This window comes from Streptomyces sp. P3 (assembly GCF_003032475.1).
Lineage (GTDB): Bacteria > Actinomycetota > Actinomycetes > Streptomycetales > Streptomycetaceae > Streptomyces.
Genome location: NZ_CP028369.1, coordinates 69,969 through 85,265, shown reverse-complemented (window position 1 = coordinate 85,265; position 15,297 = coordinate 69,969). Strand labels below are relative to the sequence as shown.

Sequence of the window (15,297 nt, the reverse complement as noted above, 5' to 3'; positions counted from 1 at the left end):
CAGCCGAAGGGGCGGGTGAGGTCGATCTCTCGACCGGTTCAGGAGAAGACGGTTCGACCGGGCGGGGGCGGCCAGCCCCGTCCGGTGGGGCACGTCATCGTGCCGTGGCCGCGCCCGCCAGTTCGTGCACCGCCACCACGTCCATGCGCGCGGGCGCACCGAGGACCGACGTGCCGCAGCTCTCCGGCCTCGGCGGCAGCGAGGCGCCCTGGGCCACGACGACCAGCCAGTGCCGTCCGTCCGTGTGCGCGACCGTCACCTCCCAGCGGGGCGCGCCACCGGTCGTGCGCACGACGCTCAGCACCTCGGCGGCGTCCTCGCCGGTCTCCGCGCGCACCGCCAGCTCCGCGGCCTGGCCCGGCCGCTCCCAGGCCGAGCTGCCCCGGCAGCCCTCCGCGACGATCCGGCCTCCCTGGACGCCGCGCAGGACCTCCTCGACCGTGTGGGCCGTGACCCGGCCGTACGCGTAACCGTGCGGCAGGACGAGCAGGGTGGGGGAGAAGCGATGGCCGCCCAGATGAGTGACCTCCCAGGCACCCCGCACCCCCGAGGCGGCGAGTTCCGCGGCCAGCGGACGGCCGAGCAGCGCACAGCAGCGGTCCCGCTTGCCGTTGGTGCAGACGAGGGCGAGCGGGTCGCCCGTGTGGGACGCGCCGCCCAGCACCCTGTCGAACGTGTGGTGCTCGCCCCGGCCGAGCGCGGCGAAGTCGAGGTCCAGCAGCCGGCGCGGGTCGTGGGTCGTGGCGCCGTGCAGCCACACCCGTCCGGGAACGGTGTGGGCCGCGTACACCTGCCGCAGGGCCGGTGCGCCGAAGTCCGCGTGGCGACCGGGCCGCCGGATGAGCGCGACGCGCACGCCCGTGTCCTGCGCGGCGGCCTCCAGGGCGCGGCCCAGAACGGGATCCAGGTGGCTCGAGACCAGTGCGCGGGCACCCCAGGGGCCGGGCTGTTCCAGGAGCAGCCAGGTGGTTGCCGTGGCCGCGGTTCCGGCGATGGGCTCGTCGAGGTCCCGCGAGACGGTTGCACACGTACTCACAGAGGTGAGCCTAACCTGAGTTGCGCCGGGACGACTTCCGGTCAGCCCGACGGCCCGGCATCGGCACTACGCCGGAATGCCCTGTCCGTCGTGGCACAACGGCGCATGCCGCGGCGGGCAGGGCTTCCGGCGGTGCCACGGCGCGTACCGCCCGGTCGTGCCCGCGCCGCCCGAGCGATGCGACACCCCGTGGGCTGTGGGGGCGCCGACCCCGGACGGCCGGGGAAGGTCGTCGCGGCAGCACACCGCCCCCGGTCCTGGCGGCCGCGGAGCCGCGGAGCCGGAGAGCCGGCGCCGCGGAGCCGCGGAGCCGGGGATGGGGGGCAAGGGAGCCGGTCAAGCCCGGCCTACTCCGCCAGAGGCAGCGGCTGAGGCGGTTCAGGGCCCACGTAGTGGCCGCTCGGGCGGAACCGCAGGGGCCGTTCGCCGTACTCCTCCAGGGCATGGGCGATCCAGCCCGCCGTACGGGCCACGGCGAAGACCGTCTCACCGGCCGAGGGCTCCATGCCGCAGGACACCGTGAACACGGCGAGGGCCAGGTCCACATTGGCGTGCAGCGGCGCGTGGCGGGCGGTCGTGGCGACGATGTCCCGGGCCGCGTCGAGGGCGGGCGCCGCCTCGGGGATCTCCTCCAGGAGCGCGAACAGGGCACGCGCGCGTGGGTCCTCGCCGGTGTACAGCGGGTGGCCGAGGCCGGGGATGCGGCGCCCGGCCCGCAGTTCCTCCGCGATCACGGGTCCGGCGCTGCCGAGGTCGAGCACCTCCAGCAGCAGGCGGTGCGCGAGCCCGCCCGCCGCGCCGTGCAGTGGTCCCTCGAGCACCCCCAGCCCGGCGGAGACGGCCGCGTAGGGGTGCGCGCGGGCGGAGGCGGCGACCCGCACCGCGAGCGTCGAGGCGGCCAGGTCGTGGTCGGCCAGCAGACCGAGCGCCGTGTCGAGGACGTGCAGCCGCGCCTCTTCGGCCGTGCGTTGGCTGAGCCGCTCCCACAGACGGCGGGCGAGCGACCCCTCGACGACGCGGCGGCCGTGCCGCCGCGCGGGCAGGGCGGCGACGAACGTGGGGATCAGGGTCCGCGCGGTGCCGAGCACGGCCTCCTCGGACAGGTCGAACCGCAGCGGGTCCACGGCCGCCGCCGCCACTGCGGCGACCCGCAGACGATCGGTCGTGCCGGTGTGCTCCGGCAGCGCGTCGACGGCCCGGACCGCGGCCTCGACGGACTCCGCGGGCGCGGTGAAGACGGCTCCCGGGCGCGGTCGCCCGGTCCACAGCCATTCGGCGACCTCCTCGTAGGAGTGCCGGCCGGCCAGCTCGACCGCGTCGACCCCGCGGAAGTAGTAGCGGTCACCGTCGATCGACGTGAGGCGGGTGCGCACGGACAACTCCGCCCCGGGCCCGGGGGTCCCGTCGGCCTCGCGCCTGTTGCGCCGGGCGAGAGCCTCGACCTCCCCGGCGTCGAAGGTGCTGCCCCGGCCCCCGGGCGCGCGCCGGCTGCCCAGCCGGCCGCGGCTGACGTACGCGTACACCGTCTCGGGCTTCACTCCGAGCAACTCGGCGGCTTCCTTGGTGCTCAGCCGTCGTCCGAGGCTGCCGGGCGCGGGGTCCTCATCGTGCATGGGGGTCACCGTATCCACACGGGCGCCCGACGGTTCCCGGCGGCCGGGACACGCCTGTTCCCCGACACCCGCCGATTCCGGGCGGGGTGGACGGCGTTGTTGCGGGATGCGGCGCGTCAGGAGCAGCAGAGACCCTTGCCCGACGTCTGCTCCGCGCGTGCTGCGACGACCGTTCACCGCGTGCTGCGACGGCCGTTGACTCCGGGGGCCCGCGCCCGGCTCGTATCCTGGGCGCGCAGTAGTTCGCGCAGTAGTTCGCGCAGTCAGTTCGCGCAGGTGCGCCGCGGCCGCGAGCCGGTGCACGCGCAGTTGTCAGAAAGGCCGCACGGTGGCACACGGTCCCGGTCCGCAGCAGATCCCGGTCGTCGTCCTCGCCGGATTCCTGGGCTCCGGGAAGACGACACTGCTCAACCATCTCCTGCACCACGGCGGAGGCAGCCGGATCGGTGCGATCGTCAATGACTTCGGCGCCATCGAGATCGACGCCATGGCGGTGGCCGGCGCGCTCGGCGACTCCACCGTCTCGCTCGGCAACGGCTGTCTGTGCTGCGCCGTCGACGCCGGCGAACTGGACGTCTACCTCGAGCGGCTGGCCCGGCCCGGCACCGGGATCGACGTCGTCGTGATCGAGGCCAGCGGCCTCGCCGAACCGCAGGAACTCGTCCGCATGGTGCTCGCCAGCGATCACCCGGGGATCGTCTACGGGGGGCTCGTCGAGGTCGTCGACGCGGCCGAGTTCGACGACACCCGGGCGAGGCACCCGGAGATCGACCGGCATCTCGCCCTCGCCGATCTCGTCGTCGTGAACAAGCTCGACCGCGCACCGGACCCCGAGCGTGTCCTCGGGCTCGTCCGCACCCTCACCGACCGGGCAGCCGTCGTCCCGGCCACCCACGGCCGTGTGGACCCGGAGCTCCTCTTCGACTGCCGGCCGAGCGAGGAGCGCATCGGGCAGCTGTCCTTCGACGACCTGCATCGGCACGCCGACGCGCAGGACCCCGACGCGCACGACACCAGCGCTGATGCGCACGACGGGCATCTGCACGCCGGCTACGACAGCGTGTCCTTCGCCTCGGAGGTCCCTCTCGACCCGCGTCTGCTGATGCGGTTCCTCGACAGCCGGCCGGAGGGGCTCTACCGGATCAAGGGGTACGTCGACTTCGGTCCCCATGACCCGGTCAACCGGTACGCCGTGCACGCGGTAGGGCCCTTCCTGCGCTTCTACCCGCAACCCTGGCCGGCCGACGGAGCCCGCCTCACGCAGCTCGTGCTCATCGGCGCGGGCATCGACACCGCGTTCCTCGGCAAGGAACTCGAGGGTTGTCGCAGCGACGCCCCACACGCCGACGAACACGGCATGTGGGGCGTTCTGCGCTTCGTCCAGAACCCCGAGGAAGACCTCCCCGAGGCGGCCGAGGTCTGATGCCGTGGCCGGAAAGGTTCACCGGCTCGCGACGCCCGGCACGACTCCCCCACGCTCGGCTTCGCTCGCGCGGGAGGGGCCCCCACCGCCGCGTTGTCGCATCACCCGAGTACCTCCCGTACACGGGCGATGCTCCGCCTTGCGATCCACCGCACCGGACGCCGCGAGCTTCTCGGCAGACCTTTCCGGCCACGCACTAGATCGGCCCCGCCACCACGCTCACCGTCTTCGCCAGCGACACGCCCGAGCCGTCACGGCGCGGGTCGATCTCCGGCAGCTCGGCCGGCAGACCGTTCTTCTGGGCGGCCTTGGCCGGGACGGGGCCCGCCCACGCCAGCGACAGGCAGTCCTCGCCCTTCAGGAACCGCTGGCAGCGCACACCGCCGGTGGCGCGGCCCTTGCGCGGATACTGGTCGAAGGGGGTCAGCTTGGCGGTCGTCTGGACGGAGTCGTCCAGCGTCCCCCGGGAGCCGGCGATGGTGAACACCACGGCGTCCGCAGCGGGGTCCACGGCAGTGAACGAGATCACCTTCGCGCCCTCGGTGAGCTTGACGCCCGCCATGCCGCCCGCCGCACGGCCCTGCGGACGCACCTGGGACGCCTGGTAGCGCAGCAGCTGGGCGTCGTCCGTGATGAAGACCAGATCCTCGTCGCCGGTGCGCAGTTCGACGGCGCCGACGATCCGGTCCCCGTCCCTGAGGGAGATGACCTCCAGCTCGTCCTTGTTCGTCGGATAGTCGGGCACGACCCGCTTGACGACGCCCTGTTCCGTGCCGATGGCCAGCCCGGGGGACGACTCGTCGAGCGTGGTCAGGCAGACCACCGTCTCGTCCCCCTCGAGGGACACGAACTCCGCCAGCGGGGCTCCTCCGGACAGGTTCGGCGCGGACGCCGTGTCCGGAAGCTGCGGCAGGTCGACGACGTTGATCCGCAGCAGACGACCTGAGGACGTCACCGCGCCGATCTCGCCGCGCGCGGTGGCCGGCACCGCCGAGACGATCACGTCGTGCTTGGTGCGAGTGCCGTCCCCGTCCCCGTCTTCGGTGTTCGCCGTGAAGGGGTCGCCGTTCGCCGTGCGCGCCAGCAGCGCCGTGGAGGACAGCAGGACCCGGCACGGGTCGTCCGCCACCTGGAGGGGTACGGCGGCGGCCGTGGCGCCCGACGACTCCAGCAGGACGGTACGCCGCTCGGTGCCGAACTTCTTGGCCACCGTGGCGAGTTCCGCGGAGACCAGCTTGCGCAGCTCCGCGTCCGAGTCCAGGATCCGGGTCAGCTCGGCGATCTCCCCGGTGAGCCTCTCCTTCTCCGCCTCCAGCTCGATGCGGTCGAACTTGGTGAGGCGGCGCAGCGGGGTGTCCAGGATGTACTGGGTCTGGATCTCCGACAGCCCGAAGCGCTCCATCAGGCGCTCCTTCGCCTGCGCGCTGTTCTCGCTGGAGCGGATGAGCCGGATGACCTCGTCGATGTCGACGAGGGCCGTCAGCAGGCCCTCCACCAGGTGCAGCCGGTCACGGCGCTTGGTGCGGCGGAACTCGCTGCGGCGGCGCACGACGTTGAACCGGTGGTCGAGGTAGACCTCCAGCAGCTCCTTCAGGCCCAGCGTCAGCGGCTGGCCGTCCACCAGCGCCACGTTGTTGATGCCGAAGGACTCCTCCATCGGCGTCAGCTTGTAGAGCTGCTCCAGCACCGCCTCCGGCACGAAGCCGTTCTTGATCTCGATGACCAGACGCAGACCGTGCGCCCGGTCGGTGAGGTCCTTGACGTCGGCGATGCCCTGGATCTTCTTGGACCCGACCAGGTCCTTGATCTTGGCGATGACCTTCTCGGGGCCGACCGTGAAGGGCAGTTCGGTGACGACCAGGCCCTTGCGGCGGGCCGTGACCGTCTCCACCGCGACCGTGGCGCGGATCTTGAAGGTGCCGCGGCCGCTCTCGTAGGCGTCCCGGATTCCGGAGAGGCCGACGATCCGGCCGCCGGTCGGCAGATCCGGGCCGGGGACGAACTTCATCAGGGCGTCCAGATCCGCGCCCGGATAGCGGATCAGATGGCGGGCGGCCGCGACGACCTCGCCCAGGTTGTGCGGCGGCATGTTCGTGGCCATGCCGACCGCGATCCCGGAAGCGCCGTTGACCAGCAGGTTCGGGAAGGCGGCGGGCAGTGCGACGGGCTCCTGCTCCTGCCCGTCGTAGTTCGGCGCGAAGTCGACCGTGTCCTCGTCGATCGACTCCGTCATCAGGCTCGTCGCCGCGGCCTGGCGGCACTCCGTGTACCGCATGGCGGCCGGCGGGTCGTCATTGCCGAGGGAGCCGAAGTTGCCGTGGCCGTCGATCAGCGGCACACGCATGGAGAAGGGCTGGGCCATGCGCACCAGGGCGTCGTAGATCGACGAGTCGCCGTGCGGGTGCAGCTTGCCCATCACCTCGCCGACCACACGGGCGCACTTCACATAGCCGCGCTCCGGGCGCAGGCCCATCTCGTTCATCTGGTAGACGATGCGGCGGTGCACCGGCTTCAGACCGTCACGGGCGTCCGGCAGGGCGCGGGAGTAGATGACCGAGTACGCGTACTCGAGGAAGGAGCCCTGCATCTCGTCGACGACGTCGATGTCGAGGATCCGCTCCTCGTACGAGTCGTCGGGCGGCGGGGTCTTCGTGCTGCGGCGGGCCATCGCTGCCGGCTCCTTGCTGGGGCGTGTGACGGGATCTGATGCGGACCATTGTGGACCGTGGCACTGACAGGGCGGGCGAGGACCCGGCGTCGGCCCTTCGGCCCCGCCCGCGAAGTCGCCTCGTCCACGGCTGCCCGCAGGCTACGCGATCTCGCTCTCGGCGTATGTCGTCCGGGAACTTCGCCTCCTGTCCGCACGCTTGCATACAGTGACAGGACCGGCAGGAAAACCGCGGTTTCGACGACCGCGTCCGCGATCGGAAGGGACGTACATGCCCATGGGTCACACGGCCACAGCCCAGGCAGGCTCCGGGGGCCTGACAGCGACCGAGCACCGCCTGGCCAACGGCCTGCGCGTGGTGCTCTCGGAGGACCACCTGACCCCCGTGGCGGCGGTGTGCCTCTGGTACGACGTCGGCTCACGCCATGAAGTCAAGGGCCGTACAGGCCTCGCCCACCTCTTCGAGCACCTGATGTTCCAGGGGTCCGGCCAGGTCAAGGGCAACGGCCACTTCGAGCTGGTCCAGGGTGCGGGCGGTTCGCTGAACGGCACCACCAGTTTCGAGCGCACCAACTACTTCGAGACCATGCCCGCCCACCAGCTGGAGCTCGCCCTCTGGCTGGAGGCCGACCGCATGGGATCCCTGCTCACCGCGCTCGACGACGAGTCGATGGAGAACCAGCGCGACGTCGTCAAGAACGAGCGCCGCCAGCGTTACGACAACGTTCCCTACGGCACCGCCTTCGAGAAGCTCACCGCTCTCGCCTACCCCGACGGCCACCCCTACCACCACACGCCGATCGGCTCGATGGCCGACCTGGACGCAGCGACGCTGGAGGACGCGCGCGCGTTCTTCCGCACGTACTACGCGCCCAACAACGCGGTCCTGTCCGTGGTCGGCGACATCGACCCGGAGCAGACGCTCGCCTGGATCGAGAAGTACTTCGGTTCCATCGCCGGGCACGACGGCAAGCCCGCCCCGCGCGACGGCTCCCTGCCCGACGTCATCGGCGAGCAGGTGCGGGAGGTCGTCGAGGAGGAGGTGCCGGCCCGCGCCCTGATGGCGGCCTACCGTCTGCCCGAGGACGGCACGCGCGCGTGCGACGCCGTCGACCTGGCGCTCACCGTCCTCGGCGGCGGCGAGTCCTCCCGCCTCTACAACCGGCTCGTGCGCCGCGACCGTACGGCGGTGGCGGCCGGCTTCGGCCTGCTGCGGCTGGCCGGAGCACCTTCCCTGGGCTGGCTGGACGTGAAGACGTCCGGTGACGTCGAGGTGCCCGTCATCGAGGAGGCCATCGACGAGGAGCTCGCCCGGTTCGCCGAGGAGGGCCCCACGGCCGAGGAGATGGAGCGCGCCCAGGCCCAGTTGGAGCGCGAGTGGCTCGACCGCCTCGGCACGGTCGCCGGCCGCGCCGACGAACTGTGCCGGTTCGCCGTCCTGTTCGGCGACCCGCAGCTCGCCCTGACCGCGGTCCAGCGGGTGCTGGACGTGACGGCCGAGGAGGTGCGGGAGATCGCCCGGGCCCGCCTGCGTCCCGACAACCGCGCGGTGCTCGTCTACGAGCCCACCGCCCCCGAAGCCCCCGCCGACCAGGACGAGAACGAGGAGGCGGCCCGGTGACCGAGCTCGCCACGATGGACTTCCACCCCCAGCCCCTGGCGGGCGAGGCCAAGCCGTGGGCGTTCCCGGCGCCCGAGCGCACCGCCCTGGCCAACGGCCTGACTGTGCTGCACTGCCACCGCCCCGGTCAGCAGGTCGTCGCCGTCGAGATCCTGCTCGACGCCCCGCTGGACGCGGAACCGGCCGGTCTCGACGGCCTCGCCACGATCATGGCGCGCGCCTTCACCGAGGGCACCGACAAACACTCCGCCGAGGAGTTCGCCGCCGAACTGGAGCGCTGCGGCGCCACCCTGGACGCGCACGCCGACCACCCCGGCGTCCGCATCAGCCTCGAGGTCCCGGCCTCGCGCCTGACCAAGGGCCTCGGTCTGCTCGCCGACGCCCTCAGGGCGCCCGCGTTCGCCGACAGCGAGGTCGAGCGCCTCGTGCGCAACCGCCTGGACGAGATCCCGCACGAGCTGGCCAACCCCTCCCGGCGCGCCGCCAAGGAGCTCTCCAAGGAGCTGTTCCCGGCCACGGCCCGTATGTCGCGTCCGCGGCAGGGCACCGCCGAGACGGTAGAGAAGATCGACTCCACGTCCGTCCGGGCCTTCTACGACAAGCACGTCCGCCCCGCGACGGCCACCGCCGTGGTCGTCGGCGACCTCACGGGGGTCGATCTGGACACGCTCCTGGGCGACACCCTGGGCGCCTGGACGGGCTCCGCCGCCGAGCCCCGGCCGGTGCCCCCGGTGACCGCCGACGACGCCGGCCGGGTCGTCATCGTGGACCGCCCGGGCGCCGTCCAGACGCAGCTGCTGATCGGCCGGATCGGCGCCGACCGGCACGACCGCGTGTGGCCCGCCCAGGTGCTCGGCACCTACTGTCTCGGCGGCACCCTCACCTCCCGTCTGGACCGCGTCCTGCGTGAGGAGAAGGGCTACACCTACGGCGTCCGCGCCTTCGGGCAGGTCCTGCGGTCCGCGCCGGACGGCTCGGGCGCCGCGATGCTCGCCATCAGCGGCTCCGTCGACACCCCGAACACCGGTCCCGCGCTGGACGACCTGTGGAAGGTGCTGCGCACCCTCGCCGCCGAAGGGCTGACCGACGCCGAGCGGGACGTCGCCGTGCAGAACCTGGTCGGCGTGGCGCCGCTGAAGTTCGAGACCGCGGCGGCCGTCGCGAGCACGCTGGCCGACCAGGTCGAGCAGCACCTGCCCGACGACTACCAGGCGACGCTGTACCAGCAGCTCGCCGCGACCGGCACGGTGGAGGCCACCGCGGCGGCCGTGAACGCCTTCCCGGTGGACCGGCTGGTGACGGTTCTGGTGGGCGACGCGGCCCGGATCAAGGAGCCCGTCGAGGCCCTCGGCATCGGCGAGGTGAAGGTCGTGTCCGCCGAGTAGCAACCGGCCGCCGCGGCAACGGCACGCACGCGCAGGGGCCCTGGTCGACCGAGCGTCACCAGGGCTTCTGTTTGTCCGAATTGGGGTGGAGGTTGCCTGTCTGCTCTGTGGGATGCGCTACAAAAATCGTGATCCGTTTGAGGATTGATCCCCGCGCCGCTTAGCTTCATCCGGGCTGTCCGTCAGGCACTGCGCCGCAGCCGCGGCACCGGACAGTCATCGCCGAGTCCCCGTACGGCGCGAGCCAGGGGAGCCGGGGACCCACTTGTGAAGTCCCTGGGGTGAATCGGACGCCCGCGTGCACGCGAGGGGGTCCGTAGGAGACCTTCCTGCTCCGAACCCGTCAGCTAACCCGGTAGGCGAGAGGGAAGGAAAGGACACCCCTGACTTCATGGCGTTCACCTGCGCCACCGGGAAGCACCGCCGGCCCAGCCGGATGCAGCGCTCCACCGCTCGCGCGGTCGGCGTGGCGGCGCTCACCACCACCGGTGTGATGGCCACCGTCGCCTCCACCCCGGCCTTCGCGGCCGAGCCCACCCCCGAGCAGACCGGTCTGATCCCCGTCGTCACGGCCGGCGAGTCCGTCGCCGAGTCCGTCGCCGACCAGGTCGACGAGCAGGTCGCCGCGCAGAAGCAGGCCGCCTTCGAGGAGGCTTCCCGCAAGGCCGCCGCCAAGAAGGCCGTGGAGGAGCGCGAGGCACGCGTGCGTGCCGCCCGCGAGGCCGAGCGCAAGCGTCTCAACGCCTTCGTGCCGCCGATCACCGCCTCCTACGTCTCCACCGGCTACCAGGCCAGCAGCTCGCTGTGGTCCTCCGGCAGCCACACGGGCATCGACTTCCACGCGGCCAGCGGCACCACCGTGCACGCGGTCGGCTCCGGCACCGTGGTCGAGGCCGGCTGGGGCGGCGCCTACGGCAACCAGGTCGTCCTGAAGATGAACGACGGGACGTACACGCAGTACGGTCACCTGTCGTCCATCGAGGTGTCGGTGGGCCAGACGGTCACCCCGGGCCAGCGCATCGGGCTGTCCGGCGCGACGGGCAACGTCACCGGCCCGCATCTGCACTTCGAGGCCCGCACGACCCCCGAGTACGGCTCGGACATCGACCCGGTCGCCTATCTCCGGGGGCACGGCGTCAACGTCTGACGAATGACGGCGACAGATCGTTCGGCCCCGGCCCCTCGGCCGGGGCTTTCGCCGTTTCCGGGGGTCCGCTGTCCAAAAAATATCCCTGGATTCCGGCTCCCCGTCGGAAATTCCCGCTCATTGCAATAGAGTCACGGAACACACGTCAACCGTCGACGTTTCACGGGGATTAAGGCGGAGGTCCGTCATGCGAATTCCGGCGCACTCGGTGTGCACGGCCATCCGGGACGACATCGTCGCGGGTGTCTACGAACGCGGCAGCCGCCTCACCGAGGAACTCCTCGCCCGTCGCTACGGCGTCTCGCGTGTCCCCGTCCGCGAGGCGCTGCGCACACTGGAGGCCGAGGGCTTCGTCGTCACCCGGCGGCACGCGGGCGCGTGTGTGGCGGAGCCCACCGAGCAGGAGGCCGCGGACCTGCTGGAGATGCGGCTGCTGCTGGAGCCGCTCGGTGCCTCCCGGGCCGCCCAGCGGCGCACGGAGGCCCATCTGAAGGTGCTGCGCGGCCTGGTCCGGCTGGGTCAGGAGCGGGCCAGGAGAGGCAACAGCGAGGATCTGCGCTCTCTTGGGGGCTGGTTCCACGAGACGCTCGCACAGGCCTCCGGAAGTCCCGCCCTCTCGTCGATGCTCACCCAGCTCCGGCACAAGATCGCCTGGATGTACGCGGTGGAGGCGCCGGCCGATCCCGTGGCGTCCTGGGCGGAGCACGGCGCCATCGTGGACGCGGTGACGCGCGGCGACGGGGAGCGCGCGCGGGCTGTCACGGCGCTGCACACCGAGCGCGCGACGCTCGCGCACCGGCTGCGGTTCTCCAGGGGATCCGAGAGCGCAGACCGTGTGAGGACCTCGCAACCTCCCGTAAACATGACCGGTCTGCGGCATTAACACGGGAGCCGTATACAAAGAAGAAGTAATTCGCGGGGGATTACTCATGCTGCCCGTGAACAGGAAAAGCGAAGGGCTCGCCCGGTAATTCGGACGAGCCCTTCGCCGCATAATGCGGCGGTGCTCAGACGGTCTCGGGGAGTTCTTCGAGCCCCTCGGCGACCAGCTTCGCCAGCCGGTCGAGCGCGGCGTCCGCGCCCTCGGCGTCGGAGGCGAGGACGATCTCCTCGCCGCCCTGGGCGCCCAGGCCGAGAACGGCCAGCATGGAGGCCGCGTTGACGGGGTTGCCGTCGGCCTTGGCGATCGTCACGGGGATGCCTGCGGCCGTGGCGGCCCGGACGAAGATGGAAGCGGGGCGGGCGTGGAGGCCCTCGGCCCAGCCGACGTTGACGCGGCGCTCAGCCATGTGATGCTGCCCTTCGGTGTCTCAGGTTGTCTAGACCAGTGTTCCACACGTGAAGCGTGTGAGGGACGGTCCCTGGGTGTCCCGTCACCATGTGGCCGTCGGATCGCGGCCTCGACCCGACGTGCGTCCTCCAGACTGCCTCGCGCTGTTGTCGGAAGCGAGCCGTAGTGTGGGCCCCATGCAGAGCGCGTCGGACCGGCACGAGTACCCCGCCCACTGGGAGGCCGACGTGGTGCTGCGCGACGGCGGCACCGCGCGCGTGCGCCCCATCACCGTCGACGACGCCGAGCGCCTGGTCAGCTTCTACGAGCAGGTCTCGGACGAGTCGAAGTACTACCGCTTCTTCGCGCCCTACCCGCGCCTGTCCGCGAAGGACGTCCACCGCTTCACGCACCACGACTTCGTGGACCGGGTGGGACTCGCGGCCACGGTCGGCGGCGAGTTCATCGCCACCGTGCGTTACGACCGCATCGGCGCCGACGGCATGGCCGCCTCCGCGCCGGCCGACGAGGCCGAGGTGGCCTTCCTCGTGCAGGACGCCCACCAGGGACGCGGCGTCGCCTCCGCCCTCCTCGAACACATCGCGGCCGTCGCACGCGAGCGCGGCATCCGCCGCTTCGCCGCCGAGGTGCTCCCCGCCAACAACAAGATGATCAAGGTGTTCACGGACGCCGGTTACACCCAGAAGCGCAGCTTCGAGGACGGCGTCGTCCGCCTGGAGTTGGACCTCGAGCCCACCGAGCGCTCGCTCGCCGTGCAGCGCGCCCGGGAGCAGCGTGCCGAGGCGCACTCCGTACGGCGGCTCCTGACACCCGGCTCGGTCGCCGTCGTCGGCGTCGGCCGCGCCCCGGGCGGGGTCGGCCGGAGCGTCCTCGGCAATCTCCGGGAGGCCGGGTTCACCGGCCGCCTGTACGCCGTGAACCAGACCTTTCCCGAGGATCTGAAGGAACTGGACGGGGTGCCCGCCCACCGTTCGATGCGGGACATCGCGGAGCCTGTGGACCTCGCGGTCGTCGCCGTGCGGGCCGAGAAGGTGCCCGCGGTCGTCGCCGAGTGCGGCGAACACGGCGTGCAGGGACTCGTCGTCCTCTCCGCCGGCTACGCCGAGAGCGGTCCCGACGGGCGCGAGCGGCAGCGCGAACTCGTCCGCCACGCACGCGCGTACGGCATGCGGATCATCGGCCCCAACGCGTTCGGGGTCATCAACACCTCGCCCCGGGTCCGGCTCAACGCCTCCCTCGCCCCCGAGATGCCGAGGCCGGGCCGGATCGGCCTGTTCGCCCAGTCCGGCGCCATCGGCATCGCCCTGCTCTCCCGGCTGCACCGGCGCGGCGGCGGGGTCACCGGCGTCACCGGCGTGTCGACCTTCGTCTCCTCCGGCAACCGTGCGGACGTCTCCGGCAACGACGTCCTCCAGTACTGGTACGACGACCCCGACACCGACGTCGCCCTCATGTACCTGGAATCCATCGGCAACCCGCGCAAGTTCACCCGCCTCGCCCGGCGTACCGCGGCCGTCAAGCCCCTGGTCGTCGTCCAGGGCGCCGGTTCCGCCCCGCAGGGGCACGCCGTACGGGCCACGCGGCTGCCGCACGCGACCGTGTCGGCGCTGCTGCGGCAGGCCGGCGTGATCCGCGTGGGCACCATCACCGAGCTGGTCGACGCGGGCCTGCTCCTCGCCCGTCAGCCACTGCCGACGGGGCCGCGCGTCGCGATCCTCGGCAACTCCGAGTCTCTCGGACTGCTCACGTACGACGCCTGCCTCTCCGAGGGGCTGCGCCCGCTGCCCCCGCTGGACCTGACCACCGAGGCCGCGGCGGAGGACTTCCACGCCGCACTGGCACGCGCCCTGGCCGACGAGACGTGCGACGCGGTGGTCGTGACGGCCATCCCGGCGATCGGGGAGACCTCGCCCGGCGACGCGGAACTCGCGGAGGCCCTGCGCTCGGCGGCGGCCGCGGCTCCGGCCAAACCGGTGCTCGTGGTCCATGTGGAGCTCGGCGGCCTCGCGGCGGCGCTGTCCGCCGCCGCGAGCACCGCACCGCGCGCGGAGGCCTCACGCGCGCGTGCCGCGGCACAGGAAGCCGGGCAGCCGCAGCCCCCCGTCGTCGAGGCGCCCGAGGGCGCACACCTCATCCCCGCCTACCCGGCCGCCGAACGCGCCGTCCGCGCCCTCGCCGAGGCCGTGAAGTACGCCCAGTGGCGGCGCGAGGCGGCTGACCCGGGCAGGGTGCCCGAGTACGAGGACGTCGACGAGCGGGGTGCCGCCGCACTGATCGACGGGCTCCTCACGCGCGGGCAGGGACTCACCCTGGGCGCCGAGGAGACCGGCGAGCTGCTCGGCCGTTACGGCGTCCGCATCCGCCGGGCGATACCCGCGCCCTCTCCCGACGAGGCCGCGCGGGCCGCCGCGGATCTCGGCTACCCCGTCGCCCTCAAGGCCACCGCCCCGCACCTGCGCCACCGAGCCGACCTGGGCGGTGTACGTCTCGACCTGGCCGACGAAGAGCAACTGCGCAGGGCCTACGCCGAGTTGATCGACCTCTTCGGGCGGCCGCAGGAGCTCAGGCCGGTCGTCCAGGCGATGGCGCCGCGCGGCGTCGACACCGTCGTCCGGGCGGTCATCGACCCGGCGGCGGGGGCCGTGCTGTCCTTCGGGCTCGCCGGAGCCGCCTCGCAGCTCCTCGGGGACATGGCGCACCGACTGGTTCCGGTCACCGACCGCGACGCGACGTCGCTGATCCGCTCGATCCGGACCGCTCCGCTCCTCTTCGGCTGGCGAGGCTCGACGCCCGTCGACACGCGCGCCCTGGAGGAGCTGCTGCTGCGCGTCTCACGACTGGTGGACGACCACCCCGAGGTCGTCGCCGTCACCCTGGAGCCGGTGGTCGTCGCCCCGCACGGCCTGACCGTCCTCGGCGCCTCCGTGCGTCTCGCACCCCCGCCCGCGCGCGACGACCTCGGTCCCCGGACCCTGCCGGTGTACTGAGGTGGGAGCAGCGCCGGCCCGGGAGCCGGGGGACGGCGGAGAGCCGGCGCGGTCGCCGGAGGCCGCGGCACCCGTCGCCGTGCGGCACCCCGCGGTCGGCCTGCCCGAGGGGTCCTGGTGGGACCG

Annotated in this window: 10 protein-coding genes and 1 riboswitch; of the genes, 6 read left to right on the top strand and 4 right to left on the bottom strand. The window is 72.5% G+C overall.

Translation table 11 applies throughout. The annotated features are described in order from the left end of the window. Window positions 1–94: 94 nt before the first annotated feature. Together C6376_RS00250 and C6376_RS00245 are read right to left on the bottom strand one after the other, a co-directional pair. On the bottom strand, window positions 95–1,036 hold the full coding sequence (locus C6376_RS00250) for a sucrase ferredoxin (RefSeq protein ID WP_107441538.1): 942 nt from the start codon (window positions 1,034–1,036) through the stop codon (window positions 95–97). Between the two features lie 347 nt (window positions 1,037–1,383). Beyond that, window positions 1,384–2,649 carry a citrate synthase gene (locus tag C6376_RS00245; RefSeq protein WP_107441537.1) on the bottom strand — a complete coding sequence of 422 codons (1,266 nt, stop codon included), beginning with the start codon at window positions 2,647–2,649 and terminating at the stop codon, window positions 1,384–1,386. Between the two features lie 328 nt (window positions 2,650–2,977). Between C6376_RS00245 and C6376_RS00240 the strand changes: the two genes are divergently transcribed. Further along, entirely contained in the window at window positions 2,978–4,072 is a 1,095-nt protein-coding gene (locus tag C6376_RS00240) for a GTP-binding protein (protein ID WP_107441536.1), read from the top strand. Between the two features lie 196 nt (window positions 4,073–4,268). Here the strand turns inward: C6376_RS00240 and C6376_RS00235 are convergent, their stop codons facing one another. Then, on the bottom strand, window positions 4,269–6,740 hold the full coding sequence (locus tag C6376_RS00235) for a DNA topoisomerase (ATP-hydrolyzing) subunit A (RefSeq protein WP_107441535.1): 2,472 nt from the start codon (window positions 6,738–6,740) through the stop codon (window positions 4,269–4,271). Window positions 6,741–7,011: 271 nt separating this feature from the next. Here C6376_RS00235 and C6376_RS00230 point away from each other — a divergent pair, with 271 nt between their 5' ends. The 4 genes from C6376_RS00230 to C6376_RS00215 all read left to right on the top strand — a co-directional run bounded on the left by C6376_RS00230 (window position 7,012) and on the right by C6376_RS00215 (window position 11,776). Then, a complete protein-coding gene (locus C6376_RS00230) occupies window positions 7,012–8,361 on the top strand; it encodes a pitrilysin family protein (RefSeq protein ID WP_107441534.1) in 1,350 nt (449 codons plus the stop codon). Beyond that, window positions 8,358–9,746, top strand: a complete 1,389-nt coding sequence (locus C6376_RS00225; protein ID WP_107441533.1) for a pitrilysin family protein — start codon at window positions 8,358–8,360, stop codon at window positions 9,744–9,746. The genes C6376_RS00230 and C6376_RS00225 overlap by 4 nt, the downstream gene beginning before the upstream one ends. Before the next feature lie 210 nt (window positions 9,747–9,956). Beyond that, window positions 9,957–10,123, top strand: a riboswitch (cyclic di-AMP (ydaO/yuaA leader). Window positions 10,124–10,137: 14 nt separating this feature from the next. Continuing rightward, complete coding sequence (locus C6376_RS00220) at window positions 10,138–10,893, top strand: M23 family metallopeptidase (protein WP_107441532.1); 756 nt, start codon at window positions 10,138–10,140, stop codon at window positions 10,891–10,893. A gap of 187 nt (window positions 10,894–11,080) precedes the next feature. Beyond that, window positions 11,081–11,776 carry a GntR family transcriptional regulator gene (locus C6376_RS00215; RefSeq protein WP_107441531.1) on the top strand — a complete coding sequence of 232 codons (696 nt, stop codon included), beginning with the start codon at window positions 11,081–11,083 and terminating at the stop codon, window positions 11,774–11,776. 124 nt (window positions 11,777–11,900) lie between these two features. Here C6376_RS00215 and C6376_RS00210 read toward each other — a convergent pair whose 3' ends face one another. Beyond that, window positions 11,901–12,182: an HPr family phosphocarrier protein gene (locus C6376_RS00210; RefSeq protein ID WP_007385204.1), complete on the bottom strand. Its 282-nt coding sequence runs from the start codon at window positions 12,180–12,182 to the stop codon at window positions 11,901–11,903. Between the two features lie 178 nt (window positions 12,183–12,360). Between C6376_RS00210 and C6376_RS00200 the strand changes: the two genes are divergently transcribed. Further along, a complete protein-coding gene (locus C6376_RS00200) occupies window positions 12,361–15,171 on the top strand; it encodes a bifunctional GNAT family N-acetyltransferase/acetate--CoA ligase family protein (RefSeq protein ID WP_107441530.1) in 2,811 nt (936 codons plus the stop codon). The last annotated feature ends 126 nt before the right edge of the window (window positions 15,172–15,297 follow it).